The organism is Streptomyces sp. NPDC001339 (assembly GCF_042895955.1).
In the GTDB taxonomy this organism is placed as follows: Bacteria; Actinomycetota; Actinomycetes; order Streptomycetales; family Streptomycetaceae; genus Streptomyces.
The window spans coordinates 12,020-35,916 of record NZ_JBIAWT010000025.1 but is presented as its reverse complement, the minus strand read 5'-3'; the positions used below and the strand labels follow the sequence as shown (position 1 = coordinate 35,916).

Here is a 23,897-nt window from a genome sequence, read left to right as displayed (position 1 = left end):
CGCACCAAACCCCACACCGCAGCCGCACCCACATCCCCCACACCCTCACCAACCCCCACCCCCACCGCACCCCGCGACACCAACACCAACCGCGACCCAGACCACCGCTCATCCCCCAACCACGACTGAACCAACGCCAGCGAACGGTGCAACACCGCACGCACCCCATCCACCCCAGCCAGCCCGTCCGCACCATCTACCCCGTCCGCGGCGTCCAGCACCGCGAAGACCACCTCCGGCGCCGGACCGGACACCCCGGCCAACGCCTCCAGGTCGACGAAGGCGCCAACCGGTACACCGGACGCCTTCAGCGCGGCCTCGACACCGAGGCCGTCCGGTCCGACAACCGCCGTACGCCCCAAGGAAGCCGGACCATCGGCGGGAGCGGTGACGGGCTGCCATTCGAGGCAGAAGAGCGAATCCTGGCCCGCACCGGACGCCATGGCGAGGCGGTCGGCCGACACCGCACGCATGACGAGGGAATCGGCCGAGGCGACCGGCGCTCCGGTCTCGTCGGCCACGGCCACCGCCACGCCATCCTGGCCGTGCGGGGCAAGGTGCACACGCAGCACCGAGGCACCTGCCGCGTACAGGGACACCCCGCTCCACACGAAGGGGAGGCGCACATCGCCGCCCTGTGCCGCGTCCTCTCCGTCCCGGCCGCCGGGGGCCGCCGGCATAAGGCTGAGCGGGTGGATGGCGGCGTCGAGCAGCGCCGGGTGCAGGCCGAACCCGCTCGCGCCGGACTGCTGTTCCTGCGGCAGCGCAACCTCGGCGAACAGCTCGTCGCCGCGCCGCCACGCCGCACGCAGCCCCTGGAACGCCGGGCCGTAGCCGTAGTCCCGCTCCGCCAGCCGCTCGTAGAAGCCCTCGACGGCGACGGGTTCGGCACCGGCCGGCGGCCACTGCACCAGATCGAACTCCGGGCGGCCGCCGGCGGCCAGCACCGCCGTCGCGTGGCGGGTCCACTCCTGCCCGTCGGCCTCCTCGTCGAGCCGCGAGTGGACCTGGAACGGATACCGCCCACCGTCGTCCGGCGCCCCGACCGTCACCTGGAGCACCACTCCGCCGCGCTCGGGGAGCACCAGCGGCGCCTCCAAGGTCAGTTCCTCGACGAGGCCGCAGCCCACTTGGTCGCCGGCCCGAACGGCCAGCTCGACGAAGGCGGTTCCGGGCAGCAGCACCGTGCCGCGCACCGCGTGGTCCGCAAGCCACGGATGCGTGGACAGCGACAACCGACCGGTGAACAGCCAACCGTCGCCGTCGGCCAGCGCCACCGCCGCGCCGAGCAGCGGGTGCTCGGCGGCGGTGAGCCCCAAGCCGTCGGGGTCACCGGCCGACATGACCGACCAGTTGGGCCAGAATCGTTCGGTTTGAAATGCGTAGGTGGGCAGGTCGATGCGGCGGGCACCCACGAAACACGGGGACCAGTCGACCGCCACGCCATGGACGTACGCCTCACCGAGAGAGAGCAGAAAGCGGTCCAAGCCACCCTCATCACGACGCAGAGACCCCAGAGCACGGGCCTCGCCGTAACCCGATGCCTCCAGGGTGTCACCGATGGGCATGGTGAGGACCGGGTGGGCCGACACCTCGATGAACGTACCGAATCCCTCAGCCGCCAACGCCTCGACAGTTTCCTGTAGTTGAACGGTCCGACGGAGGTTGCTGTACCAGTACTCGGCGTCCAACTCCTCACCGCCGACCCACTCCCCCGTCACCGTGGAGAAGAAGCCCACCTCGGCAGAGCGCGGAGCGATTGGCGCAAGGACCTCCAGCAGCTCCGCACGAATGCGCTCGACCTGAACGCTGTGCGAGGCATAGTCCACCGGGACACGGCGAGCACGGACACCATCCGCCTCACAAGCAGCCACAAGCTCGTCCAGGGCATCGGGCTCACCGGAGACCACCACAGCCGCCGGACCATTCACCGCCGCAACACCAACCCGACCGCCCCAAGCAGCGATCCGCGCCTCCACATCCGCCAGCGATGCGGCGACCGAAACCATCCCACCCTCACCCGCCAGGGCGAGAAGGGCCTTGCTGCGCAAGGTCACCACGCGGGCCGCATCGTCGAGCGAGAGCACCCCGGCCACCGCAGCGGCCGCGATCTCCCCCTGGGAGTGCCCAATCACCGCATCCGGTTTCACCCCGTACGAGCGCCACAGCTCGGCCAGGGAGACCATCACGGCGAACAGGACAGGCTGGACCACATCCACGCGGTCGAGGGAAGGCGCACCCTCCGTACCGCGCAGCACGGACAGCAGATCCCAGTCGGTGTAGGGGGCGAGCGCGTCGGCGCACTCGCTCATCCGCTCCGCAAACACCGGAGCGCAATCCAACAACTCCACCGCCATCCCCACCCACTGCGACCCCTGCCCGGGGAACACCAACGCCACCTTGCCCGACACACCAGAAGCCACCCCGGACACCACCCCAGCATCCGGCACACCCCCAGCCACCGCCGACAACCGAGCCGTCAACTCCTCACGGCCCCCACCCACCACCACCGCCCGATGCTCAAACACCGACCGCGACGACACCAACGACCAACCCACATCAGCAAGTTCGTGGTCACCAAGACCCACGGACCGGGTGGAGAGCCGTTCGGCCTGAGCCCGCAACGCCCCCTCGGACTTCCCCGACACCACCCACGGCACCACACCACCCGCAACCGGAACGCGATCCGCGCCGTCACCGGCCCCAACCACCGGCTCAGGCGCCTGCTCCAGAACCACGTGCGCATTGGTCCCCGAGATACCGAAGGACGAGACAGCGGAACGCCGGGCACGCCCGGCCTCCGGCCACTCACGGGACTCCGTCAGCAGCTCCACCGCACCCGCCGACCAGTCCACATGCGAGGACGGCGCATCCACATGCAGGGTCTGCGGCAGCACACCCACCCGCATCGCCATCACCATCTTGATCACACCCGCGACACCCGCCGCGGCCTGCGTATGCCCGATGTTGGACTTGATGGAGCCCAGCCACAGCGGGTGCTCCGCGTCCCGGTCCTTGCCGTAGGTGGCCAACAAGGCCTGGGCCTCGATCGGGTCTCCCAGCCGGGTGCCCGTGCCATGGGCCTCCACCGCGTCCACCTCTGCCGCCGTCAGCCGGGCGCTCTCCAGCGCGGCGCGGATGACGCGCTGCTGGGAGGGCCCGTTGGGGGCAGTGAGGCCGTTGCTGGCCCCGTCCTGGTTGACGGCGGAACCGCGGACGACAGCCAGGACCGGGTGGCCGTTCCGTACGGCGTCCGAGAGCCGTTCGACGAGCAGCATGCCCGCGCCCTCGGAGAATCCGGCGCCGTCGGCGGCCTCCGCGAACGCCTTGCTGCGGCCGTCGGGTGCCAGGCCGCGCTGCAGGCTGAAGTCGACGAACATGCCCGGCGTGGACATCACCGTCGCACCGCCCGCGAGGGCCATGGTGCACTCGCCCTGGCGCAGCGACTGCACCGCCAGGTGCAGGGCCACCAGCGAGGAGGAGCAGGCAGTGTCGACCGTGACCGCCGGGCCCTCCAGGCCGAAGCTGTAGGCGATACGGCCAGAGACCACGCTGGCCGCGTTGCCGGTGCCCATGTGCCCGTCGAGGTTGTCGGAGGAGCGCTCCAGGAGCGCGGGGTAGTCCTGGCCGTTGGTGCCGGCGAACACGCCGATGCGGGCACCGCGTACGGCCGTCGGATCGATGCCGGCCCGCTCGATGGCCTCCCAGGAGGTGTGGAGCAGCAGCCGCTGCTGCGGGTCCATCGCCAGGGCCTCACGCGGCGAGATGCCGAAGAAGGCGGGGTCGAACCGTACGGCGTCGGCGAGGAAGCCGCCCTCCCGGGCATAACTCTTGCCGGGGTGGCCGGGCTCCGGATCGTAGACCGCCTCCAAGTCCCACCCGCGGTCGTCCGGGAACTCCGCGATGCCGTCGCCGCCCGAGGCGACCAGCCGCCACAGATCCTCGGGCGAGCTGACCCCGCCCGGGAAGCGGCAGCCGATGCCGACGATCGCGATCGGTTCATCGGGCTCCGCCGGCCCGGTGGCCGTGGCCGCGCCGTCGGCCGAGGTGCTGTCGCCGATGAGTTCGCCGTACAGGTAGGTGGCGAGCGCGGTGGCCGTGGGGTAGTCGAAGACCAGCGTGGCCGGGAGGCGCAGGCCGGTGGCCCGGTTCAGGCCGTTACGCAGTTCGACGGCGGTCATGGAGTCGAAACCGAGCTCCTTGAAGGCCCGTACGGCGTCGACCGACTCAGCGCTGGGGTGGCCGAGTACGGCAGCCGCGTGGGCGCGGACCTCGTCGACGAGGGCCTGGCGGGCCTCGTCCGCCGACAGGCCGGACAGGCGGCGGGCCAGCGCGGAGTCCGACGCGGCCGGGGTGCCACCTTCCCGGCCCCGGTCCGCCGCCCCCAGCGCGCGACCGGCGGCGGGCACACCGTCGAGGAGCGGGCGCGGGCGGGCGACGGCGAAGGCCGGGGCAAAGCGCGTCCAGTCGATGTCGGCGAGGACGACTGCCGTGTCGCCGTGGTCGAGGGCCTGCCGCAGGGCGGTCAGCGCGGATTCCGGGGCGACGGGCGGCATGCCCTGGCGGACGAGGCGGTCGCGGTCCACCCCCTCTGGCGCGTCCCAGACCGCCCAGGCGAGGGCGGTAGCGGCCGCTCCACGGGCGCGGCGGCGCTCGGCCAGCGCGTCCAGGTGGGCGTTGGCAGCGGCGTAGGCGGCGTGGTCTCCGCTGCCCAGCACTCCGGTGACGGACGAGAACAGCACGAACGCGTCGAGGTCGTCGCCGAGCAGCGCATCCAAGTGCTCGGCGCCCGCCACCTTGGCGGTGGCGACCCGGGCGAGAAGGGCGGGGTCGGTGTCCGCCAGCGGCGCCAGTTCGGCGACTCCGGCAGCATGGACCACCGTGCAGACGGGACGCCCGGAGTCCTTCAACTCATCTACCAGGGCTGCCAGTTGGTCCCGGTCGGCAGGATCGCAGGCGGTCACGGTGAGCTCGACGCCGCGGGCCGCCAGTTCGGCGCGCAGCGCGGCGGCCTCGGGAGCGTCGGCGACCTCCAGCGTCGCCACGGCGACGGAGGCGGCGCCGCAATCGGCGGCCCAGCGGGCGATCCGGGCGGCCGTGTAGCCCGTGCCGTCCGTCACGAGCACGGTGCCGCGCGGGGTCCACCGCCCGCCATCCGCCATAGCCTCGTCGAGCGGTGCGGGCACCAGACGTCGCACGTAGACACCGGTCGTACGCAGCGCGAGCTGGTCCTCCGTGCCGTCCGCCAGGAGCAGGGCGGCCACCTGGCCGGCGCCGGGCTCATCGAGCTTCCCGGGCACGTCCAGCAGTCCGCCCCAGCGCTCGGGGTGCTCCAGCCCGACAACCCGGCCGAGGCCCCACACCTGCGCCTGGGCGGGGTTCGGCGGACCGTCCTGGTCCGCGACCGCCACCGCACCCTGGGTGAGCAGCCACAGCGGGACATCGAGTCCTGCGTCGCCCAGCGCCTGGGCGAGGGTGAGGGTGGCCGCCACTCCCGCCGGTACGGCGGCGTTCCCTTCGTACGGGCGCTCGTCGAGTGCCAGCAGCGACACCACGCCGGCGACCGGCGCGGTGGAGAGGGCAGCGCCGATCCGCGCGGCGAGCGCGGCGCGGTCGTACGGCGCGCCGGTCTCGATCTGCGCGATCTCGACGCCGCGGGCCGCGAGGGCGCCCAGCAACCCGGTCACCACGGGGTGATCGCCGAACCCTTCCGGCAGCACCACGAGCCGGCGGCCGGGGCGCTCAGCAGGCGCGGAGGATTCGCCCTGAGGGCGCCATACCACCTGGTATCGCCAGGAGTTGACGGCGTCCAGGTCGCGCCGGCGGCGCCGCCACTGGGCGAGTGCGGGCAGCAGCTCGCCGAGCGACGCTTCGGCGTCCACGTCGAGGGTGTCGGCCAGCGCCTGGAGATCGGCACTGTCGACGACCTCCCAGAAGCGGGCATCCACCGGATCGGAGGCCGCGAGGTCTGTGGACTCCGTGGCAGCGGGGACGTGGAGCCAGTAGCTCTCGTGCTGGAAGGCGTAGGTGGGGAGGTCGATGCGGCGGGCGCCCACGAAACACGGGGACCAGTCGACCGCCACGCCGTGGACGTACGCCTCGCCGAGAGAGAGCAGGAAGCGGCCCAAGCCACCCTCATCACGACGGAGAGACCCCAGAGCACGGGCCTCGCCGTAACCCGACGCCTCCAGAGTGTCACCGATGGGCATGGTGAGGACCGGATGCGCCGACACCTCAATGAACGTGCCGAACCCTTCAGCCGCCAACGCCTCGACAGTGGGCTGTAGTTGAACGGTCTGACGGAGGTTGGTGTACCAATACTCGGCGTCCAACTCCTCACCGCCGACCCACTCCCCCGTCACCGTGGAGAAGAAACCCACCTCGGCAGAGCGCGGCGTTATCGGAGCCAGGACCTCCAGCAGCTCCGCACGGATACGCTCGACCTGAACACTGTGCGAGGCATAGTCCACCGGAACACGGCGGGCACGGACACCATCCGCCTCACAAGCGGCAAGAAGCTCGTCCAGGGCATCGGGCTCACCGGAGACCACCACAGCCGCCGGACCATTCACCGCCGCAACACCAACCCGGCCCTCCCAAACAGCAATCCGCGCCTCCACATCAGCCAGCGGCGCGGCCACCGACACCATCCCGCCATCACCCGCGAGCGCAAGCAGAGCCTTGCTCCGCAGAGCCACCACACGCGCCGCATCCTGCAAAGAGAGCGCCCCGGCCACCGCAGCTGCCGCGATCTCACCTTGCGAGTGCCCGATCACCGCATCCGGGACGACACCGTACGAACGCCACAGCTCAGCCAACGACACCATCACCGCCCACAACACCGGCTGCACCACATCCACCCGCTCCCACGACGGCGCACCCTCCTCCCCCCGCAACACCGCAAGCAGATCCCACTCCACAAACCCCGACAACGCCCGCCCACACTCAGCGATCCGCTCCGCGAACACCGGCGCGGAAACCAACAACTCCACCGCCATCCCCACCCACTGCGACCCCTGCCCGGGGAAGACCAACGCCACCTTGCCCGACGCGCCCGAAGCCACCCCGGACACCACCCCAGCATCCGGCGCACCCTCAGCCACCGCCGACAACCGAGCCGTCAACTCCTCACGGCCCCCACCCACCACCACCACCCGATGCTCAAACACCGACCGCGACGACACCAACGACCAACCCACATCCACCGACTCAACAACACCCCCAAGACCCGCCACATGCGCAGCCAACCGCCCCGCCTGCCCCCGCAACGCCCCCTCCGACTTCCCCGACACCACCCACGGCACCACACCACCAACAACCGACCCCCGGCCCACGCCACCACCAGCCCCAACCACCGGCTGCTCGATGATCACGTGCGCATTGGTGCCACTGACGCCGAAGGAAGAGACACCGGCCCGCCGCGGGCGCTCGGCTTCCTGCGGCCACTCACGGGACTCGGTCAGCAGCTCGACGGCTCCCGCCGACCAGTCCACATGGGTCGACGGCGCATCCACGTGCAGGGTCTGCGGCAGCGCTCCCTGCCGCATCGCCATCACCATCTTGATGACGCCGCCCACACCCGCCGCGGCCTGCGTATGCCCGATGTTGGACTTCAACGAGCCCAGCCACAGCGGGCGTTCGGCATCGCGCTCGCTTCCGTAGGTGGCCAGCAAGGCCTGGGCCTCGATCGGGTCGCCGAGAGTCGTGCCCGTGCCATGGGCTTCGACGGCGTCCACGTCCGCCGCCGTCAGCCGCGCGTTGGCGAGGGCCTGACGGATGACGCGCTGCTGGGCCAGACCGCTCGGCGCGGTGAGGCCGTTGCTGGCGCCGTCCTGGTTGACGGCGGTGCCGCGGACGACAGCGAGGACCGGGTGGCCGTTCCGTACCGCGTCGGAGAGCCGTTCGACGACAAGCAGACCGGCGCCCTCGCCCCAGCCCGTGCCGTCCGCGGCCTCCGCGAAGGACTTGCAGCGGCCGTCGGCGGCCAGCCCGCGCTGCCGGCTGAACTCCACGAACAGGGCGGGCGTGGAAAGGATCGTGACACCGCCGGCGAGCGCCAGGTCGCACTCGCCCTGGCGCAGCGACTGCACCGCCAGGTGCAGGGCCACCAGCGAGGAAGAACACGCCGTGTCCACTGTGACCGCCGGGCCCTCCAGCCCGTAGGTGTAGGACAGGCGGCCGGAAGCGACACTGCCCGCACTGCCGTTGCCGAGGTAGCCCTGGTACTCCTCGAGGCCCTCGGTGACGTTGTACAGGCGTGCCGCGTAGTCCTGGTACATCACACCGGCGAAGACACCCGTACGGCTGCCGCGCAGCGCGTGGGGGTCGATGCCCGCGCGCTCCAGCGCCTCCCAGGAGGTCTCCAGCAGCAGGCGCTGCTGCGGGTCCATCGCCGTGGCCTCGCGCGGGGAGATGCCGAAGAACGGGGCGTCGAAGCGGTCGGCGTCGTGGAGGAAACCGCCCTGGCGTACGTACGAGGTCCCGGCCCGGTCCGGGTCGGGGTCGTACAGGCGCTCAAGGTCCCAGCCCCGGTCGTCGGGGAGTCCGGAGACCGCGTCGGTCGCGGAGGCGACCAGCCGCCACAGGTCCTCGGGCGAGGACACGCCGCCCGGGTAGCGGCAGCCCATGCCCACGATCGCGATCGGCTCGTCGGTGCCCACGGAGGCCACCGCGGCGGTGTGGGGCTTCGCCTCGCGGGTTCCGGCCAGCTCCTGGCACACGTACTCGGCCAGCGCCTGCGGGGTCGGGTAGTCGAACACGATCGTCGCGGGGAGCCGCAGCCCCGTCGCGGCGCCCAGCCGGTTGCGCAGGTCCACCGAGGTGAGCGAGTCGAAGCCCAGGTCCTTGAAAGCCCGGGCGGACTCCACCGCCGCCGGCGAGGAGTGACCGAGTACGACGGCCACCAGGGAGCGCACGGTGTCGAGTACGGCCGTACGCCGATCCGCCTCGGCCAGCCCGGCCAGGCGCGCCGCGAGCTCCGAACCGCCGGAGCCGCCCGCCGCCGTCACGGCCCGCCGTACGGGGCCACGGAACAGGCCGCGGAAGAGCGGGGCGAGCGTCCCTTCGGCGGCCTGCGCGCGCAGTGCCGCGCCGTCCAGCCGGACCGGCACGAGCAGGGCCGTATCGGTGGCGGTCGCCGCGTCGAGGAGTTCCAGGCCCTCCGCCGAGGTGAGGGCGCGGACACCGGAGCGGCTCAGGCGGGCGCGGTCCCCGTCGTCGAGGTGGCCGGTCATCGCACTGGCCTGCTCCCACAAACCCCAGGCCAGGGACTGGGCGGGCAGCCCCTGCGCCCGGCGGTACTGCGCCAGTCCGTCCAGGAATGCATTGGCCGCCGCATAGTTGCCCTGCCCGGCTGCGCCGGTGGTACCGGCCATGGCGGAGAAGAGGACGAAGGCGGACAGGTCCAGGCCCAGTTCCTGAGTGAGTTCGTGCAGGTACCAGGCGGCGTCCGCCTTCGGGCGCCACACCGCATCGATCCGCTCCGGAGTGAGGGACTCGATCACACCGTCGTCCAGCGCACCCGCCGCATGCACCACAGCCGTGATGTGATGCTCCGCCAGCACCGCCCGCAACGCCTCCCGATCAGAGACATCACAGGCCAGCACCGTCGCACGGGCACCCAACGCCTCCAGATCGGCGGCCAGTTCGTCCGCCCTCGGAGCCTGCTGACCCTGGCGGCTCAACAGGAGAAGCTCCCGTACGCCATGCCGCTCAGCGAGATGCCGGGCCACCAGGCCACCCAGCACACCCGAACCACCCGTGATCAACACCGGGCCCGCGCCCCACTCGACCGCGGCCTCCGTGACGTCGTCCTGCGCCACGGCCGCACGGGCCAGGCGTGGGACCAGCACCCGACCGCCACGCACCGCCAGCTGCGACTCACCCGTCGCCAGGGCCGCCCCCAACGCCCCGGGCTCGTCCATGTCCAACAGGACTACCCGGCCCGGGTGTTCGGACTGCGCCGACCGCACCAGACCCCACACCGCAGCCGCGCCCAGATCCCGTACACCCTCACCGCCCTCGGCGGCAACCGCACCCCGCGACACCAGCACCAGCCGCGCCCCGGACCACCGCTCGTCCCCCAACCAGGACTGCACGAACGCCAGCGCGCGGTGAACGGCCGCGCGTACCGCGTCGGGGCCCTCGGCCGTGGTCACCGCACACGGCGCGAACACCACATCCGCGTCCGCCACGGCGGCCGATATGTCCTCCGCCGTCGATACGGTCGCGCCCGCCGCGGCCAGTGCGGCGCGCAGTCCCGCCGCGTCCTCGCCCAGTTCGTCCAGTTCGTCCAGCACCACGCAGCGCGCGGGCAGCACGTCCTCGCCGGCTGGTACGGGCGTCCAGGTCAGGCCGTAGATCGACGAGTGAGGGGCCTGCCGGGTGCTGCCCGCGAGTTGCTCCGCGGTCACCGGGCGCAGCACGAGCGATTCCGCGGAGGCCACCGGGGCGCCGTTCTCGTCCGCGACGGCGACCTGTGCGGCGTCCGGACCGGTGCGGGTCAGCCGGACCCGCAGCGTCGACGCGCCTGCCGCGTGCAGCGACACACCCGACCAGGAGAACGGCAGCCGCCCCCGGTCGTCGTCGGACGCGCCGCCGAGCGCCAGGGGGTGCAGGGCTGCGTCGAGCAGCGCCGGGTGCAGGCCGAACTCGTCGGCTCCGGAGCGCTGTTCGTCCGGCAGGGCGACCTCGGCGAACAGTTCGTCGCCGCGCCGCCACGCCGCGCGCAGACCCTGGAACGCCGGGCCGTAGCCATAGCCCTGCCCGGCCAGGTCCGCGTAGAAGGTGTCGGTCGCGACGGGTTCAGCACCGGCCGGGGGCCACTGCGCCGGCTCGAAGTCCGCGTGTGCGGTCCCCGGCGCCAGGACGCCGGTCGCGTGCCGGGTCCAGGCCGCGTCCTCGGCCTCGTCACCGTCCTCGTCGGGCCGCGAGTGCACCTGGAGCGGATGGCACCCGTCCTCGTCCGGCGCTCCTACCGTCACCTGGACGATGACTCCGCCGCGCTCGGGCAGTACGAGCGGCGCCTCCAGCGTCAGCTCCTCGATCAGCCCGCAGCCCACCGCGTCACCCGCCCGAACGGCCAGCTCGACGAAGGCCGTTCCGGGCAGCAGGACGGTTCCCCCGACGGCGTGGTCGGCGAGCCAGGGGTGCGTGAACAGGGACAGCCGTCCCGTGAACAGCCGCCCCTCGCCGTCGGCCAGCGACACGGCTGCACCCAACAGGGGGTGCCCGGCGGCCCGCAGACCAAGGCCGCGCACGTCCCCGGTGCCTGGCACCGCGCGGGGCCAGTAGCGCTCGTGCTGGAAGGGGTACGTGGGGAGGTCGATACGACGGGCACCCGCGAACAGCGGGGACCAGTCGACCGCCACGCCGTGGACGTACGCCTCGCCGAGGGAGAGCAGGAAGCGGTCCAAGCCGCCCTCTTCGCGGCGGAGGGACCCGAGGGTGCGGGCGTCGCCGTAGCCCGCCGCCTCCAGGGTGTCGCCGATCGGCACGGTCAGGACCGGGTGTGCCGAGGATTCGATGAACGTACCGAAGCCCTCGGCTGCCAACGCCTCGACAGCAGGCTGGAGTTGGACCGTCCGGCGGAGGTTGGTGTACCAGTACTCGGCGTCCAACTCCTCACCGCCGACCCACTCCCCCGTCACGGTGGAGAAGAAGCCCACCTCGGCAGAGTGCGGGGTGATCGGAGCCAGGACCTCCAGCAGCTCCGCACGGATACGCTCGACCTGAACACTGTGCGAGGCATAGTCCACCGGGACACGGCGGGCACGGACACCATCCGCCTCACAAGCGGCAAGAAGCTCGTCCAGGGCATCGGGCTCACCGGAGACCACCACGGCCGCCGGACCGTTCACCGCCGCGACACCAACCCGGCCCTCCCAAACAGCAATCCGCGCCTCCACATCCGCCAGCGGCGCGGCCACCGACACCATCCCGCCATCACCCGCGAGCGCAAGCAGAGCCTTGCTCCGCAGAGCCACCACACGCGCCGCATCCTGCAAAGAGAGCGCCCCGGCCACCGCAGCTGCCGCGATCTCACCTTGCGAGTGCCCGATCACCGCGTCCGGGACGACACCGTACGAACGCCACAGCTCAGCCAGGGAGACCATCACGGCGAACAGGACAGGCTGCACCACATCCACCCGCTCCCACGACGGCGCACCCTCCTCCCCCCGCAACACCGCCAGCAGATCCCACTCCACAAACCCCGACAACACCCGCGCACACTCAGCGATCCGTTCCGCGAACACCAGCGCGGAATCCAGCAGCTCCACCGCCATCCCGACCCACTGCGACCCCTGCCCGGGGAAGACCAACACCACCTTGCCCGACCCACCAGAAGCCACCCCGGACACCACCCCAGCATCCGGCGCACCCTCAGCCACCGCCGACAACCGGGCCAGCAACTCCTCACGGCCCCCACCCACCACCACCGCCCGATGCTCAAACACCGACCGTGACGACACCAACGACCAACCCACATCCACCAGTTCAGCAGCCTCGGTGCCCACGACATGCGCGGCCAACCGCCCCGCCTGCGCCCGCAACGCCGTATCCGACTTCCCCGACACCACCCACGGCACCACACCACCGACGACCGCCCCCCGGCCCTCGGCATCCGCCGCCTCACCGGCCCCCGGCGCCTGCTCCAAGATCACATGTGCGTTCGTCCCGCTCATGCCGAAGGCCGAGACTCCGGCCCGGCGCGGTGTGTCCTCGGCCGTGGTCCACTGCCGACGCTCGGTCAACAGCTCTACGGCACCGGCCGACCAGTCCACATGGGAGGTCGGTGCGTCCACGTGCAGGGTCTGCGGCAGCGCTCCCTGCCGCATGGCCATCACCATCTTGATGACACCGGCCACGCCCGCCGCGGCCTGCGTGTGGCCGATGTTGGACTTCACCGAACCCAGCCACAGCGGCCGGTCCGTCCCCCGCCCCTGCCCGTACGTCGCCAGCAGCGCCTGGGCCTCGATCGGGTCACCCAGTGCGGTGCCGGTGCCATGGGCCTCCACCACGTCCACGTCCGCCGTGGACAGCCGGGCGTTCTCCAGCGCCTGGAGGATCACCCGGCGCTGGGAGGGGCCGTTGGGGGCCGTCAGGCCGTTACTGGCGCCGTCCTGGTTGACGGCGGAGCCGCGAACGACGGCGAGCACCGGGTGGCCGTTGCGCCGGGCGTCGGAGAGGCGTTCCAGGACGAGGACGCCGGCGCCCTCGCCCCAGCCGGTGCCGTCCGCGGCCTCGGCGAACGGCTTGCAGCGGCCGTCGGCGGCCAGCCCGCGCTGCTGGCTGAAGGCGATGAACGCGCCGGGGCTGGAGAGCACCGTCACGCCACCGGCCAGCGCCAGCGAGCACTCGCCCTGGCGCAGTGCGTGGCACGCCCAGTGCATGGCGACCAGTGAGGACGAGCAGGCGGTGTCGACGGTGACCGCCGGGCCCTCCAGACCCAAGGCGTAGGAGAGGCGGCCGGAGAGCACGGCCGTGGCGGTGCCGGTGAGGATGTGCCCTTCCATGCCGTCGTCGGCGGACCGCATGAGAGTGGCGTAGTCCTGGCCGGTGTTGCCCATGAAGACGCCGGTGCGGCTGCCGGCCAGCGAGCGCGGGTCCAGGCCGGCCCGCTCCACGGCCTCCCAGGCCGTCTCCAGCAGCAGACGCTGCTGCGGGTCCATGGCGAGGGCCTCACGCGGGGAAATGTGAAAGAAATCGGCGTCGAAGTCGCCCGCGTCATGGAGGAAGCCGCCCTCGCGCGCGTACGAGGTTCCGGGGCGGCCGGGTTCCGGGTCGTACAGCGCGCCGGTATCCCAGCCGCGGTCCTCCGGCATTCCGGAAACGGCGTCCACGCCGGCGGAAACCAATTCCCACAGGGATTCCGGAGAATTCACCCCGCCCGGGAAGCGGCAGCCCATACCGACAATCGCAATGGGTTCCTGCGCGGAGGCCTCGAACTCATTCAGCCGTTGCCGTGTCTGATGCAGATCCGCGGTGACCCACTTGAGATAGTCGCGAAGGGTCTCTTCGTTGGCCATTGAGTGCCACCTCTTCAGAACGGGAACGAGGTCACGGCTTCGAGCAAGGCTGCTGCGGGGCCCTGGCGAAAGGCACCCCGGCCGTCCCGGACCGGGCCACCGTCCCCGAGGCCCCGCAGCGGACGCACCGACTCGCGCCCGAACCGCGTCCGGCGCCGCACGCCCTCAATTCCAGCTCGCACACACCTGCACGTACACGGTTTCGCCGGTAGATTATTTGAACCCTTTGGCTCCCTACAACCCCTAAGCGACCCCCCTAGGGTGCCCCCTACGGGCCCCTAAGGAGGAGGCTCACCCTTCGGGTACGGAATGCACGCAGCCATTCAAGGCAACCCGTCCCGCCTATTCAAGTCCACATTCGGCTGCGGTGACACTTTACGACCGGCCGAGGTCCCTGTTGATGAATTCCAGAAGGGCGTCGTCGTCCTCGAATTCCAGGACGTCACCCGGACCGGACGCCGGTCCGGCGGAGCCGGTCGCCACGGGTCCGCCGCCCGGGGCGCCGGGCGCCGGTTCACCGCCGCGCCGGAGCCTGCCGAGCAGGGCCTGGAGCCGTACGGTGAGCTCGGTGCGCACCAGCTGGTCGGGCTCGCCGCCGGCCAGTGCGGCCTCCAGTCTGCCGAGTTCGGCCAGCGCCGCGCCCGGGCCCTGGTCCGCGTCCGCAGCGGGGGCCAGTTCCGTACGGAGCAGGTCCGCCAGCGCCGCCGCGTTCGGGTGGTCGAAGACAAGGGTCGCGGGCAGGGTGAGGCCGGTGTCGGCAGCGAGCCGGTTGCGCAGCTCGACTCCGGTGAGGGAGTCGAAGCCCAGTTCCTGGAAGGGCCGCTTGGGGTCGATGGCCCCGGGGTTCGGGTGCTCCAGCACCGCCGCCGCATGCGTACGGACGAGGTCGGTCAGTACGGAGCCCCGGTCGGCGGCGGGGAGTCCGGCCAGCCGCTCACGCAGCGCGGCCCCGGAGCCCCCGCTGCCTCCGCTGAGTCCACTGCCCCCGGCGTGCCCGCCGTCCCCGTACGTGGAACCGCCTGCTCCACTGCGGCCGTTCGCCGCCCCGCCCTCCTCCAGCGCGTACCGCGCCTCGGGCACGGTCTCCATCAGCCGGCTCGGACGCATCGCGGTGAACGCCGGGATGAACCACTCCCAGTCCACATCCGCCACGATCACCGCGGTGTCGTCACACTCCACGGCCCGCTCCAGCGCCGGGACCGCGCGCGTCGCAGGCATCACGGCCAGGCCTCGGCGGGCGAGATGGTCCCGCGCGGAGTCCGACGCGGCCATGCCCCCCTCCGCCCACGGACCCCAGGCCACCGCCGTCGCCACGGAGCCACGTGCCCTGCGCCGCTCGGCGAGCGCGTCGAGGAAGGCGTTGGCAGCGGCGTAGGCGGCCTGACCGCCGCTGCCCCAGGCGCCGGCGATGGAGGAGTAGAGGACGAAGGCGTCCAGATCCGCGTCCTTCAGCAGCTCGTCCAGGTGCAGCGCGCCGTGCACCTTGGCCGAGAGCACCGACGCGAACTCGGCCGGGCCGGTCTCGGCGAGCGTCTTGGCCTGTCCGGCGCCCGCCGCGTGTACCACGGCGGTCAGCGGGTGGCGTGCCGACACCTCCTTCAGCAGGTGTTCCACCGCGCCCCGGTCCGCCACATCGCAGGCCGCGAACGTCACCTCGGCGCCCAACTCCTCCAGTTCCCCCACCAGTTCGGCGGCACCCGGCGCCCCGGCCCCGCGCCGGCTCGTGAGCACCAGGTGCTCGGCACCCCGCCGCGCCAGGTGGCGAGCCAGATGCGCACCCAGCGCGCCGGTCCCACCGGTGATCAGCACCGTGCCCCGCGGCGTCCACGGTCGTACGGCCCCGGCAGTACGCGGCGCCCGGGCGATCCGGCGGGCGAAGACCCCGGACGCGCGCACCGCGACCTGATCCTCGGCGTACGGGTCAACGCCCGCCAGCACGGCGGCGACCCGCCGCGCGGCGCGCCCGTCGAGCTCCTCCGGCAGGTCGATCAGCCCGCCCCAGCGCGCCGGCGTCTCCAGCGCCACCGAGAAGCCCAGGCCCCACACCATCGCCTGCTCGGGGCACGCCACGCCGTCGGCGCGCCCGGTGGACACCGCCCCCCGGGTGAGGCACCAGAGCGGGGCACGTACGCCCACGTCCTCCAGGGCCCGCAGCAGACCGAGTGTCCGGGCCAGACCGGGCGGCATTCCCACCTCGCCCTCCTCCGGCCACGCCGCGCCGGCGGAGTCCGGGAGCGCCAGCAGCGAGACCACACCAACCGGCCGCTCCGCACCCACGGTCGTACGCAGCGCCTCCGCCAGCGCCGCGCGGTCCCCGTCGGCGGCGACCTCGACCCGTACGGCCTCCGCGCCCTCACCGCCGAGCCCGGCGGCGACGGTGGCAGCGGCCTCCTCGGCGGCCGGGTGCGCCACGACCAGCCACCGGCCGGAGAGCGCCGACGGCGGCGCGTCGGGCAGCGGCACCCAGCTCACCCGGTACCGCCAGGCGTCCACGACCTGCCGCTCCCTCTCCTGCTGCCGCCACGTGGACAGCGCGGGGACCACGGCGCTCAGCGCCCCCTCGTCCACGTCCAGCATGTCGGCCAGCGGCCGCAGCCCCTCGCCGTCCGCGTCGCCCGCCTCCTCCACGACCTCCCAGAAGCGGGCATCCAACGGCGCACCGGCCGCCCGCTCACGCCCCCGGCCCTCGGTGAGCCCCGGCCAGTAGGACCTCCGCTGGAACGCATACGTGGGCAGATCGACCCGGCGCGCGCCCGTACCGGCGAAGAACGCCTCCCAGTCCACCCGCACGCCGCTCACATGCAACTGAGCCAGCGCCGTCACCGCCGCCGACTCCTCCGCACGGTCCCGGCGCAAGGACGGAACGAGGACGGCTCCGGACTCGGCCGACAGGCACTCACGGGCCATAGCGGTCAGTACGCCATCCGGACCCAACTCAAGGAAGGTCCCGACGCCTTCACGCTCCAGCGTGCGGATGCCGTCGGCGAAGCGGACCGCCTCACGGACATGGCGAACCCAGTAGCCGGGGTCACACAGCTCCTCCGCCGACGCCAGCTCACCCGTGACATTGGAGACCACCGACAACGACGGGACCTCGTACGACAGACCGGAGGCAATACGGCGGAAGTCCTCCAGCATCCCGTCCATCAACGGCGAATGGAACGCATGACTGACCCGCAGCCGCTTGACCTTCACACCACGAACCGCGAACCGCTCGGCAATCTCCAGTACGGCCGCCTCATCACCCGAAATCACCACAGAATTCGGTCCATTGACCGCCGCGACCGAAACACTCGTGACGCCGTCCAGCTCGGCACGGACCTCATCCTCCGCCACCGCCAGCGACACCATCGCACCACCAGACGGCAACGCCTGCATCAACCGCCCACGAGCCGCCACCAACCGCGCCACATCCGCCAGGTTCAACACCCCGGCCACATGAGCCGCCACCAACTCACCCACCGAATGCCCCACCACAAAGTCCGGCCGCACACCCCACGACTCCACGAGGCGGAACAACGCCACCTCCACCGCGAACAGCGCAGGCTGCGTGAACTCCGTCCGATCCAACGCCTCCGCATCCCCGAAGATCACCTCACGCAACGGCCGCCCCAGGTGGACGTCAAGCTCCGCACACACCGCATCAAAAGCATCCGCAAAAACCGGGAAACGGGCATACAACTCCCGCCCCATCCCCAGACGCTGCGCCCCCTGACCAGTGAACAACACCGCCACACGGCCACCCCGTACAGCACCCCTCACCACCTGCGGGGCCCCCGCGCCCTCGGCCACCGCCGACAGCCCGGACAGCAGCTCCTCGCGGTCGTCCCCCAGCACCACCGCCCGGTGATCCAGCGCGGCCCGGGCAGTCGTCAGGGAGAAGCCGATGTCCGCCGTCGAGGCGTCACCGTCCGCCACCTGCGCCGCCAGCCGCCGTGCCTGCGCCCGCAGCGCCTCCTCGGTCTTGGCGGAGAGCGGCCAGAGCAAGCGGGCGAACTGCGGGACGTCGGCTACCGGTTCCCCGGGGGTCTCGGCCGGCTCCGGCGCCTGCTCCAGGATCACATGGGCGTTGGTCCCGGAGAGCCCGAACGACGAGACGCCCGCGCGCCGGGCACGGCCGTCCGTCTCCGGCCATTCCCGGGCCTCGGTCAGCAGTTCCACGGCGCCCGCGGACCAGTCCACATGCGAGGACGGCCGGTCGACGTGGAGGGTGCGCGGCAGCACACCCGCCTGCACGGCCAGCACCATCTTGATGACACCCGCGACACCCGCCGCAGCCTGCGTGTGACCGATGTTGGACTTCACCGAACCCAGCCACAGCGGCCGGTCCGCCTCCCGTCCCCGCCCATACGTCGCCAGCAGCGCCTGGGCCTCGATCGGGTCACCCAGCCGGGTACCCGTGCCGTGCGCCTCCACGGCATCCACGTCCGCCGCCGTCAGCCGAGCATCGGCCAGCGCGGCGCGGATGACGCGCTGCTGGGCCGGGCCGTTGGGCGCGGTCAGGCCGTTGCTCGCACCGTCCTGGTTGACGGCCGAACCACGGACCACCGCCAGCACCTCGTGACCGTTGCGTACGGCGTCCGACAGGCGCTCGACCAGCAGCAGGCCGACGCCCTCGCCCCAGCCGGTACCGTCCGCGGCCTCCGCGAACGCCTTGCAGCGGCCGTCGGCGGCCAGCCCGTCCTGCCGTACGAACTCCTCGAAGGCGCCCGGAGTGGACATCACCGTCACCCCACCCGCGAGCGCCAGGTCGCACTCACCCTGCCGCAGTGCCCGGGCGGCCATGTGCAGGGCGACCAGCGACGAGGAGCAGGCGGTGTCCACCGTGATGGCCGGGCCCTCCAGCCCGTACGCGTAGGCCACTCGCCCGGACATCACCGCCGCGGCGTTCCCTGTGCCCGCGAAGGCGGCGACGCTCTGCGGGCCCCGGTCGCGCAACAGGGCCGCGTAGTCCTGGCCGTTGGTGCCGGTGAAGACGCCGGTACGGCTGCCACGCAGGGTGTGCGGGTCGATGCCGGCCCGTTCGAAGAGCTCCCAGGAGGCTTCCAGGAGGATCCGCTGTTGCGGGTCCATCGCCAGCGCCTCGCGCGGCGAGATGCCGAAGAAGTCCGCGTCGAACAGGGCGATGTCGCGGAGGAAGCCGCCCTCGGTGACGGTGCCGTAGCGGTCGGCTCCCCAGCCTCGGTCGACGGGCAGCGTGGTCATGGCGTCGGTGCCGCCCGCCAGCAGCTCCCACAGGTCCTCGGGGGCGCTCACCCCGCCGGGGAGGCGGCAGCTCATCGCCACGATCGCGACCGGCTCGCCGGTGTCCGCCCCGGAGGGTCCGTCCGAGGAAGTGCCACGGGACAGCGCCGTGGACGGCTCGCCCAGGAGTTCCCGGCCGAGGTGGCGGGCCAGCGTGTCGGGGGTCGGATAGTCGTAGATCAGTGCGGCCGGGAGGGTCAGGCCGGTGTCGGCGGCGAGGCGGTTGCGGAACTCCACCGCGGACAGCGAGGTGAAACCCAGGTCGCCGAACGCGCGGCGGGGGTCGACCGCGGTGGCGTCCGCGTGTCCCAGGACGGCGGCCGCATGGTCGCGCACCAGTTCCTGTACGGCGCGGCCGCGCTCGGCCGGCGGCAGACCGAGCAGCCGGGCCGCGAACTCCCCGGATGCCGCCGTGTCCGTACGCGCTCCGGTGCCGTGCCCCGCGGTCTTACCGGCCGGACCGGCGGCCTCGGGCAGCTCGGCGAGGAGCGGGGCCGGGCGTACGGCGGTGAATGTGGGGGCGAAGGTGCGCCAGTCGAGGTCGGCGACGGCGAGCGTGGTGTCGCCCTCGGCGAGCGCACCGGCCAGCGCGGTCAGCGCGCGCTCGGGGTCCAGGGCCGAGACACCGGCCTCACTAAGCCGTCGTACGGTCTCCGGGCCGGCCATGCCACCGCCCGCCCACGGGCCCCAGGCCAGGGAGACGGCGGGCAGGCCCACGGCGCGGCGCTGCTCGGCCAGGGCGTCCAGACAGGCGTTGGCCGCGGCGTAGTTGGCCTGTCCGGCGGCACCGAGCGTGCCCGCCAGCGCGGAGAAGAGGACGAAATGGTCCAGTTCGCAGCCGAGTTCGCGGGTGAGGTCGTGCAGATGCCGGGCGGCGACGGCCTTCGGGGCCATGACGCGGGCGCACCGCTCAGGAGTCAGCGCGTCGGCCACGCCGTCGTCGAGCACACCCGCCGTGTGGAAGACCGCGCGCAGCGGCTCCTCCCGCTGGAGGTCGCCGAGGAGGCGGGACACCTCGTCCCGGTCGGACACATCACAGGCGGCCACGGTGATCCGTATGCCCAACTCCTCTATTTCAGCCCGAAGTTCGGCAGCGCCGGGAGCGTCGGGACCACGGCGGCCGGCGAGCACCACATGCTCGGCCCCGTTGCGGGCCAGCCAGCGGGCGACGTGTCCGCCGAGCGCTCCGGTGCCGCCCGTGACCAGTACGGTGCCGCGCACCGGGTGGCCACCGTCCGCACCCGCCGTCCGCGCGGGGGCGTGCACCAGGCGCCTGCCAAAGACCCCCGCGGGCCGCAGCGCCACCTGGTCCTCGCCGCCGGAGGCCAGCACCCACGCCAGGCGGTCCGCTGCCGACTCGTCCCACTGCTGCGGCAGATCCACCAGGCCGCCCCAGCGCTCCGGCTCCTCCAGGGCCACGGAGCGGCCGAGCCCCCAGACCGCCGCCTGCTCAAGGACGGCCGTCCGGTCGGCGGCGTTGACCGCGACGGCACCGCGGGTGGCACACCACAGCGGCGCTGTGACGCCCGCGTCGCCGAGCGCCTGGAAGAGGGTGAGGGCCTGGGCGGTGACCGTTCCGGGCCCGTCCGCCCGCCCGTCGAGCGCCGCCAGGGACAGCACCCCCGCCACCGCACCGGGCTCGGCCACCACCTCCGCGACGGCAGCGGCCAGCGCGTCCCGACCGAGCCCCGCGTCCGCACGCAGCACCACGGGCTCGACGCCGCGCGCCCGCAGCGCCTCGACCACCCGCTCCGGTTCGCCGTCCCCCGCGCCGGACGGGAGCACACACAGCCAGCCGCCGGACGGCCGCACATCATGGCCCACGGCTGCGACGGGCTGCCACCTGATCCGGTAGCGCCAGGCGTCGGGGCCCGATACGCGCCGGTCCCGGCGCTCCTCACGCAGCCAGAAGTGGCCACGCTGGAAGGCGTACGTGGGCAGGTCGACCTGGCGGGCACCGGGGAAGAACGGGGCCCAGTCGACCGCCACGCCGGAGGTGTGCAGCTGAGCGAGGGCGACGAGGACCGCCTGCTCCTCGGGGCGATCACGACGCAGGGACGGAACCAGCACGGCATCGGAGTCAGCCGCCAGACACTCACGCGCCATGGCCGTCAGTACGCCATCCGGACCCAACTCAAGGAAGACCCCGACGCCTTCACGCTCCAGCGTGCGGATACCGTCGGCGAAACGCACCGCCTCCCGGACATGACGAACCCAGTAGTCGGGCGAGCACAACTCCTCGGCAGTGGCGAGTTCGCCGGTGACGTTGGAGACCACCGACAACGACGGGACCTCGTACGACAGACCGGAGGCGATGCGGCGGAAGTCCTCCAGCATCCCGTCCATCAACGGCGAATGAAACGCATGACTGACCCGCAGCCGCTTGGTCTTCACACCACGAGCCACGAAGCGGTCGGCAACCTCCAGCACAGCCGCCTCATCACCCGAAATCACCACAGAATTCGGACCGTTGACGGCTGCGACCGACACATCCGCACGGCCCTCCAGCTCGGCACGGACCTCATCCTCCGCCACCGCCAGCGACACCATCGCCCCACCGGACGGCAACTCCTGCATCAACCGCCCACGAGCCGCCACCAACCGCGCCACATCCGCCAGGTTCAACACCCCGGCCACATGAGCCGCCACCAACTCACCCACCGAATGCCCGGCCACAAAGTCCGGCCGCACACCCCACGACTCGACGAGACGGAACAACGCCACCTCCACCGCAAACAGCGCAGGCTGCGTGAACTCCGTCCGATCCAGCACCTCCGCGTCCTCAAACACCACCTCACACAACGAACGCCCCAGGTGAACGTCAAACTCCGCACACACCTCATCAAAGGCCTCCGCAAAAACCGGGAAACGGGCATACAACTCCCGCCCCATACCCACCCGCTGCGCACCCTGACCAGTGAACAACACCGCCAACACACCCGAACCCACCACCCGGCCCCTCACCACCTGAGCCGCCACCGTCCCCGCCGCCAGAGCCTCAAGCCCCACCACAAAATCCTCCACACCAGACCCCCACACCACCGCCCGCTCACCAAAACCCGCCCGCGACACCGCCAACGACAACCCCACATCCGCCACACACACCCCACCACCAGCCACACACGACAACAACCCACGCGCCTGCCCCCGCAACGCCCCCACCGACTTCGCCGACACCACCCACGGCAACAACACCCCCTCACACACCCCAGACCCCTCCACCACCCCGGAACCCTCCACCTCCACAGCCAGCTCCGGCTGAGGAGCCTCCTCCAGAACCACGTGCGCGTTGGTGCCCGAGATGCCGAAGGCGGAGACGGCGGCGCGGCGGGGGCGGCCGGTGCGCGGCCACTCCCGGCTCTCGGTCAGCAACTCGACGGCACCGGCCGACCAGTCCACATGCGAGGACGGCGCGTCCACGTGCAGCGTCCTGGGCAGCACGCCGTGCCGCATCGCCATCACCATCTTGATGATGCCGCCGACGCCGGCTGCGGCCTGGGTGTGGCCGATGTTGGACTTCAACGAGCCGAGCCGGAGCGGACGTTCGGCGTCCCGCTCCTTCCCGTAGGTGGCGAGCAGCGCCTGGGCCTCGATCGGGTCGCCCAGTGCGGTGCCGGTGCCGTGGGCCTCGACCGCGTCCACGTCGGCCGCCGTCAGCCGTGCGTCGGCCAGTGCGGCGCGGATGACGCGCTGCTGGGCCGGGCCGTTGGGCGCGGTCAGGCCGTTGCTGGCACCGTCCTGGTTGACAGCGGAGCCACGGACGACGGCCAGGACCGGGTGACCGTTGCGTACGGCGTCCGACAGGCGCTCGACGAGGAGGAGGCCGACGCCCTCCCCCCAGCCGGTACCGTCCGCGGCCTCGGCGAACGCCTTGCAGCGGCCGTCCGCCGACAGGCCGCCCTGCCGGTCGAACTCGGCGAAGGTGTCCGCGGTGGCCATGACGGTGACGCCGCCCGCCATCGCCAGGGAGCAGTCCCCGCGCCGCAGCGCGTGGATGGCTAGGTGCAGGGCGACGAGGGAGGACGAGCAGGCCGTGTCGACCGTGAGGGCGGGGCCCTCGAAACCGTAGGTATAGGCCAGGCGGCCGGAGATCACGCTGGTGGCGTTGCCGGTGAGCAGGTAGCCGGCGACCTCCTCGTTCCGGCCCACCGAGTCCGCGCCGTAGCCGGAGGACGCGCCGCCGAGAAAGACGCCCGTGCGGGAGCGGCGCAGGGCCTTGGGGTCGATCATGCCGCGCTCCAGCAGCTCCCAGGAGGTCTCCAGGAGGAGCCGCTGCTGTGGGTCCATGGCGAGCGCCTCACGCGGGGAGATGCCGAAGAACCCGGGGTCGAACTCTCCTGCCTCGTAGAGGAATCCGCCCTGGAAGGCGGTGGCATCGGACGCAGCGTCCGGGGCCTCCCAGCCGCGGTCGGCGGGGAAGCCGGATATGGCGTCGGCCCCTTCGGCCGCCAGCCGCCACAGGTCCTCCGGGGAGGCGACGCCGCCGGGGTAGCGGCAGCTCATGGCGACGACGGCGATCGGCTCCCGCTCGCGCTCCTCGATCTCCTGCAGCCGGCCGTGGGTCTCGTTGAGTTCTGCGGTGACGCGCTTGAGGTAGTCGCGGAGCTTCTGCTCGTTGGCCATGGG

General features: G+C 72.3%; 2 protein-coding genes. Both read right to left on the bottom strand.

What is annotated here, in order from left to right; all coding sequences use genetic code 11:
- Positions 1-14,027, bottom strand: a 14,027-nt coding sequence (locus ACFY12_RS35235) for a type I polyketide synthase (RefSeq protein ID WP_390720077.1), incomplete at its 3' end; no start/stop codon positions are given.
- Between the two features lie 375 nt (positions 14,028-14,402).
- A complete protein-coding gene (locus ACFY12_RS35230) occupies positions 14,403-23,894 on the bottom strand; it encodes a type I polyketide synthase (RefSeq protein WP_390720076.1) in 9,492 nt (3,163 codons plus the stop codon).
- Positions 23,895-23,897: the final 3 nt, after the last annotated feature.

Excerpts from the sequence above, each read along its gene's own strand:
- ACFY12_RS35230 (WP_390720076.1), bottom strand. The coding sequence starts at position 23,894 with ATGGCCAACGAGCAGAAGCTCCGCGACTACCTCAAGCGCGTCACCGCA.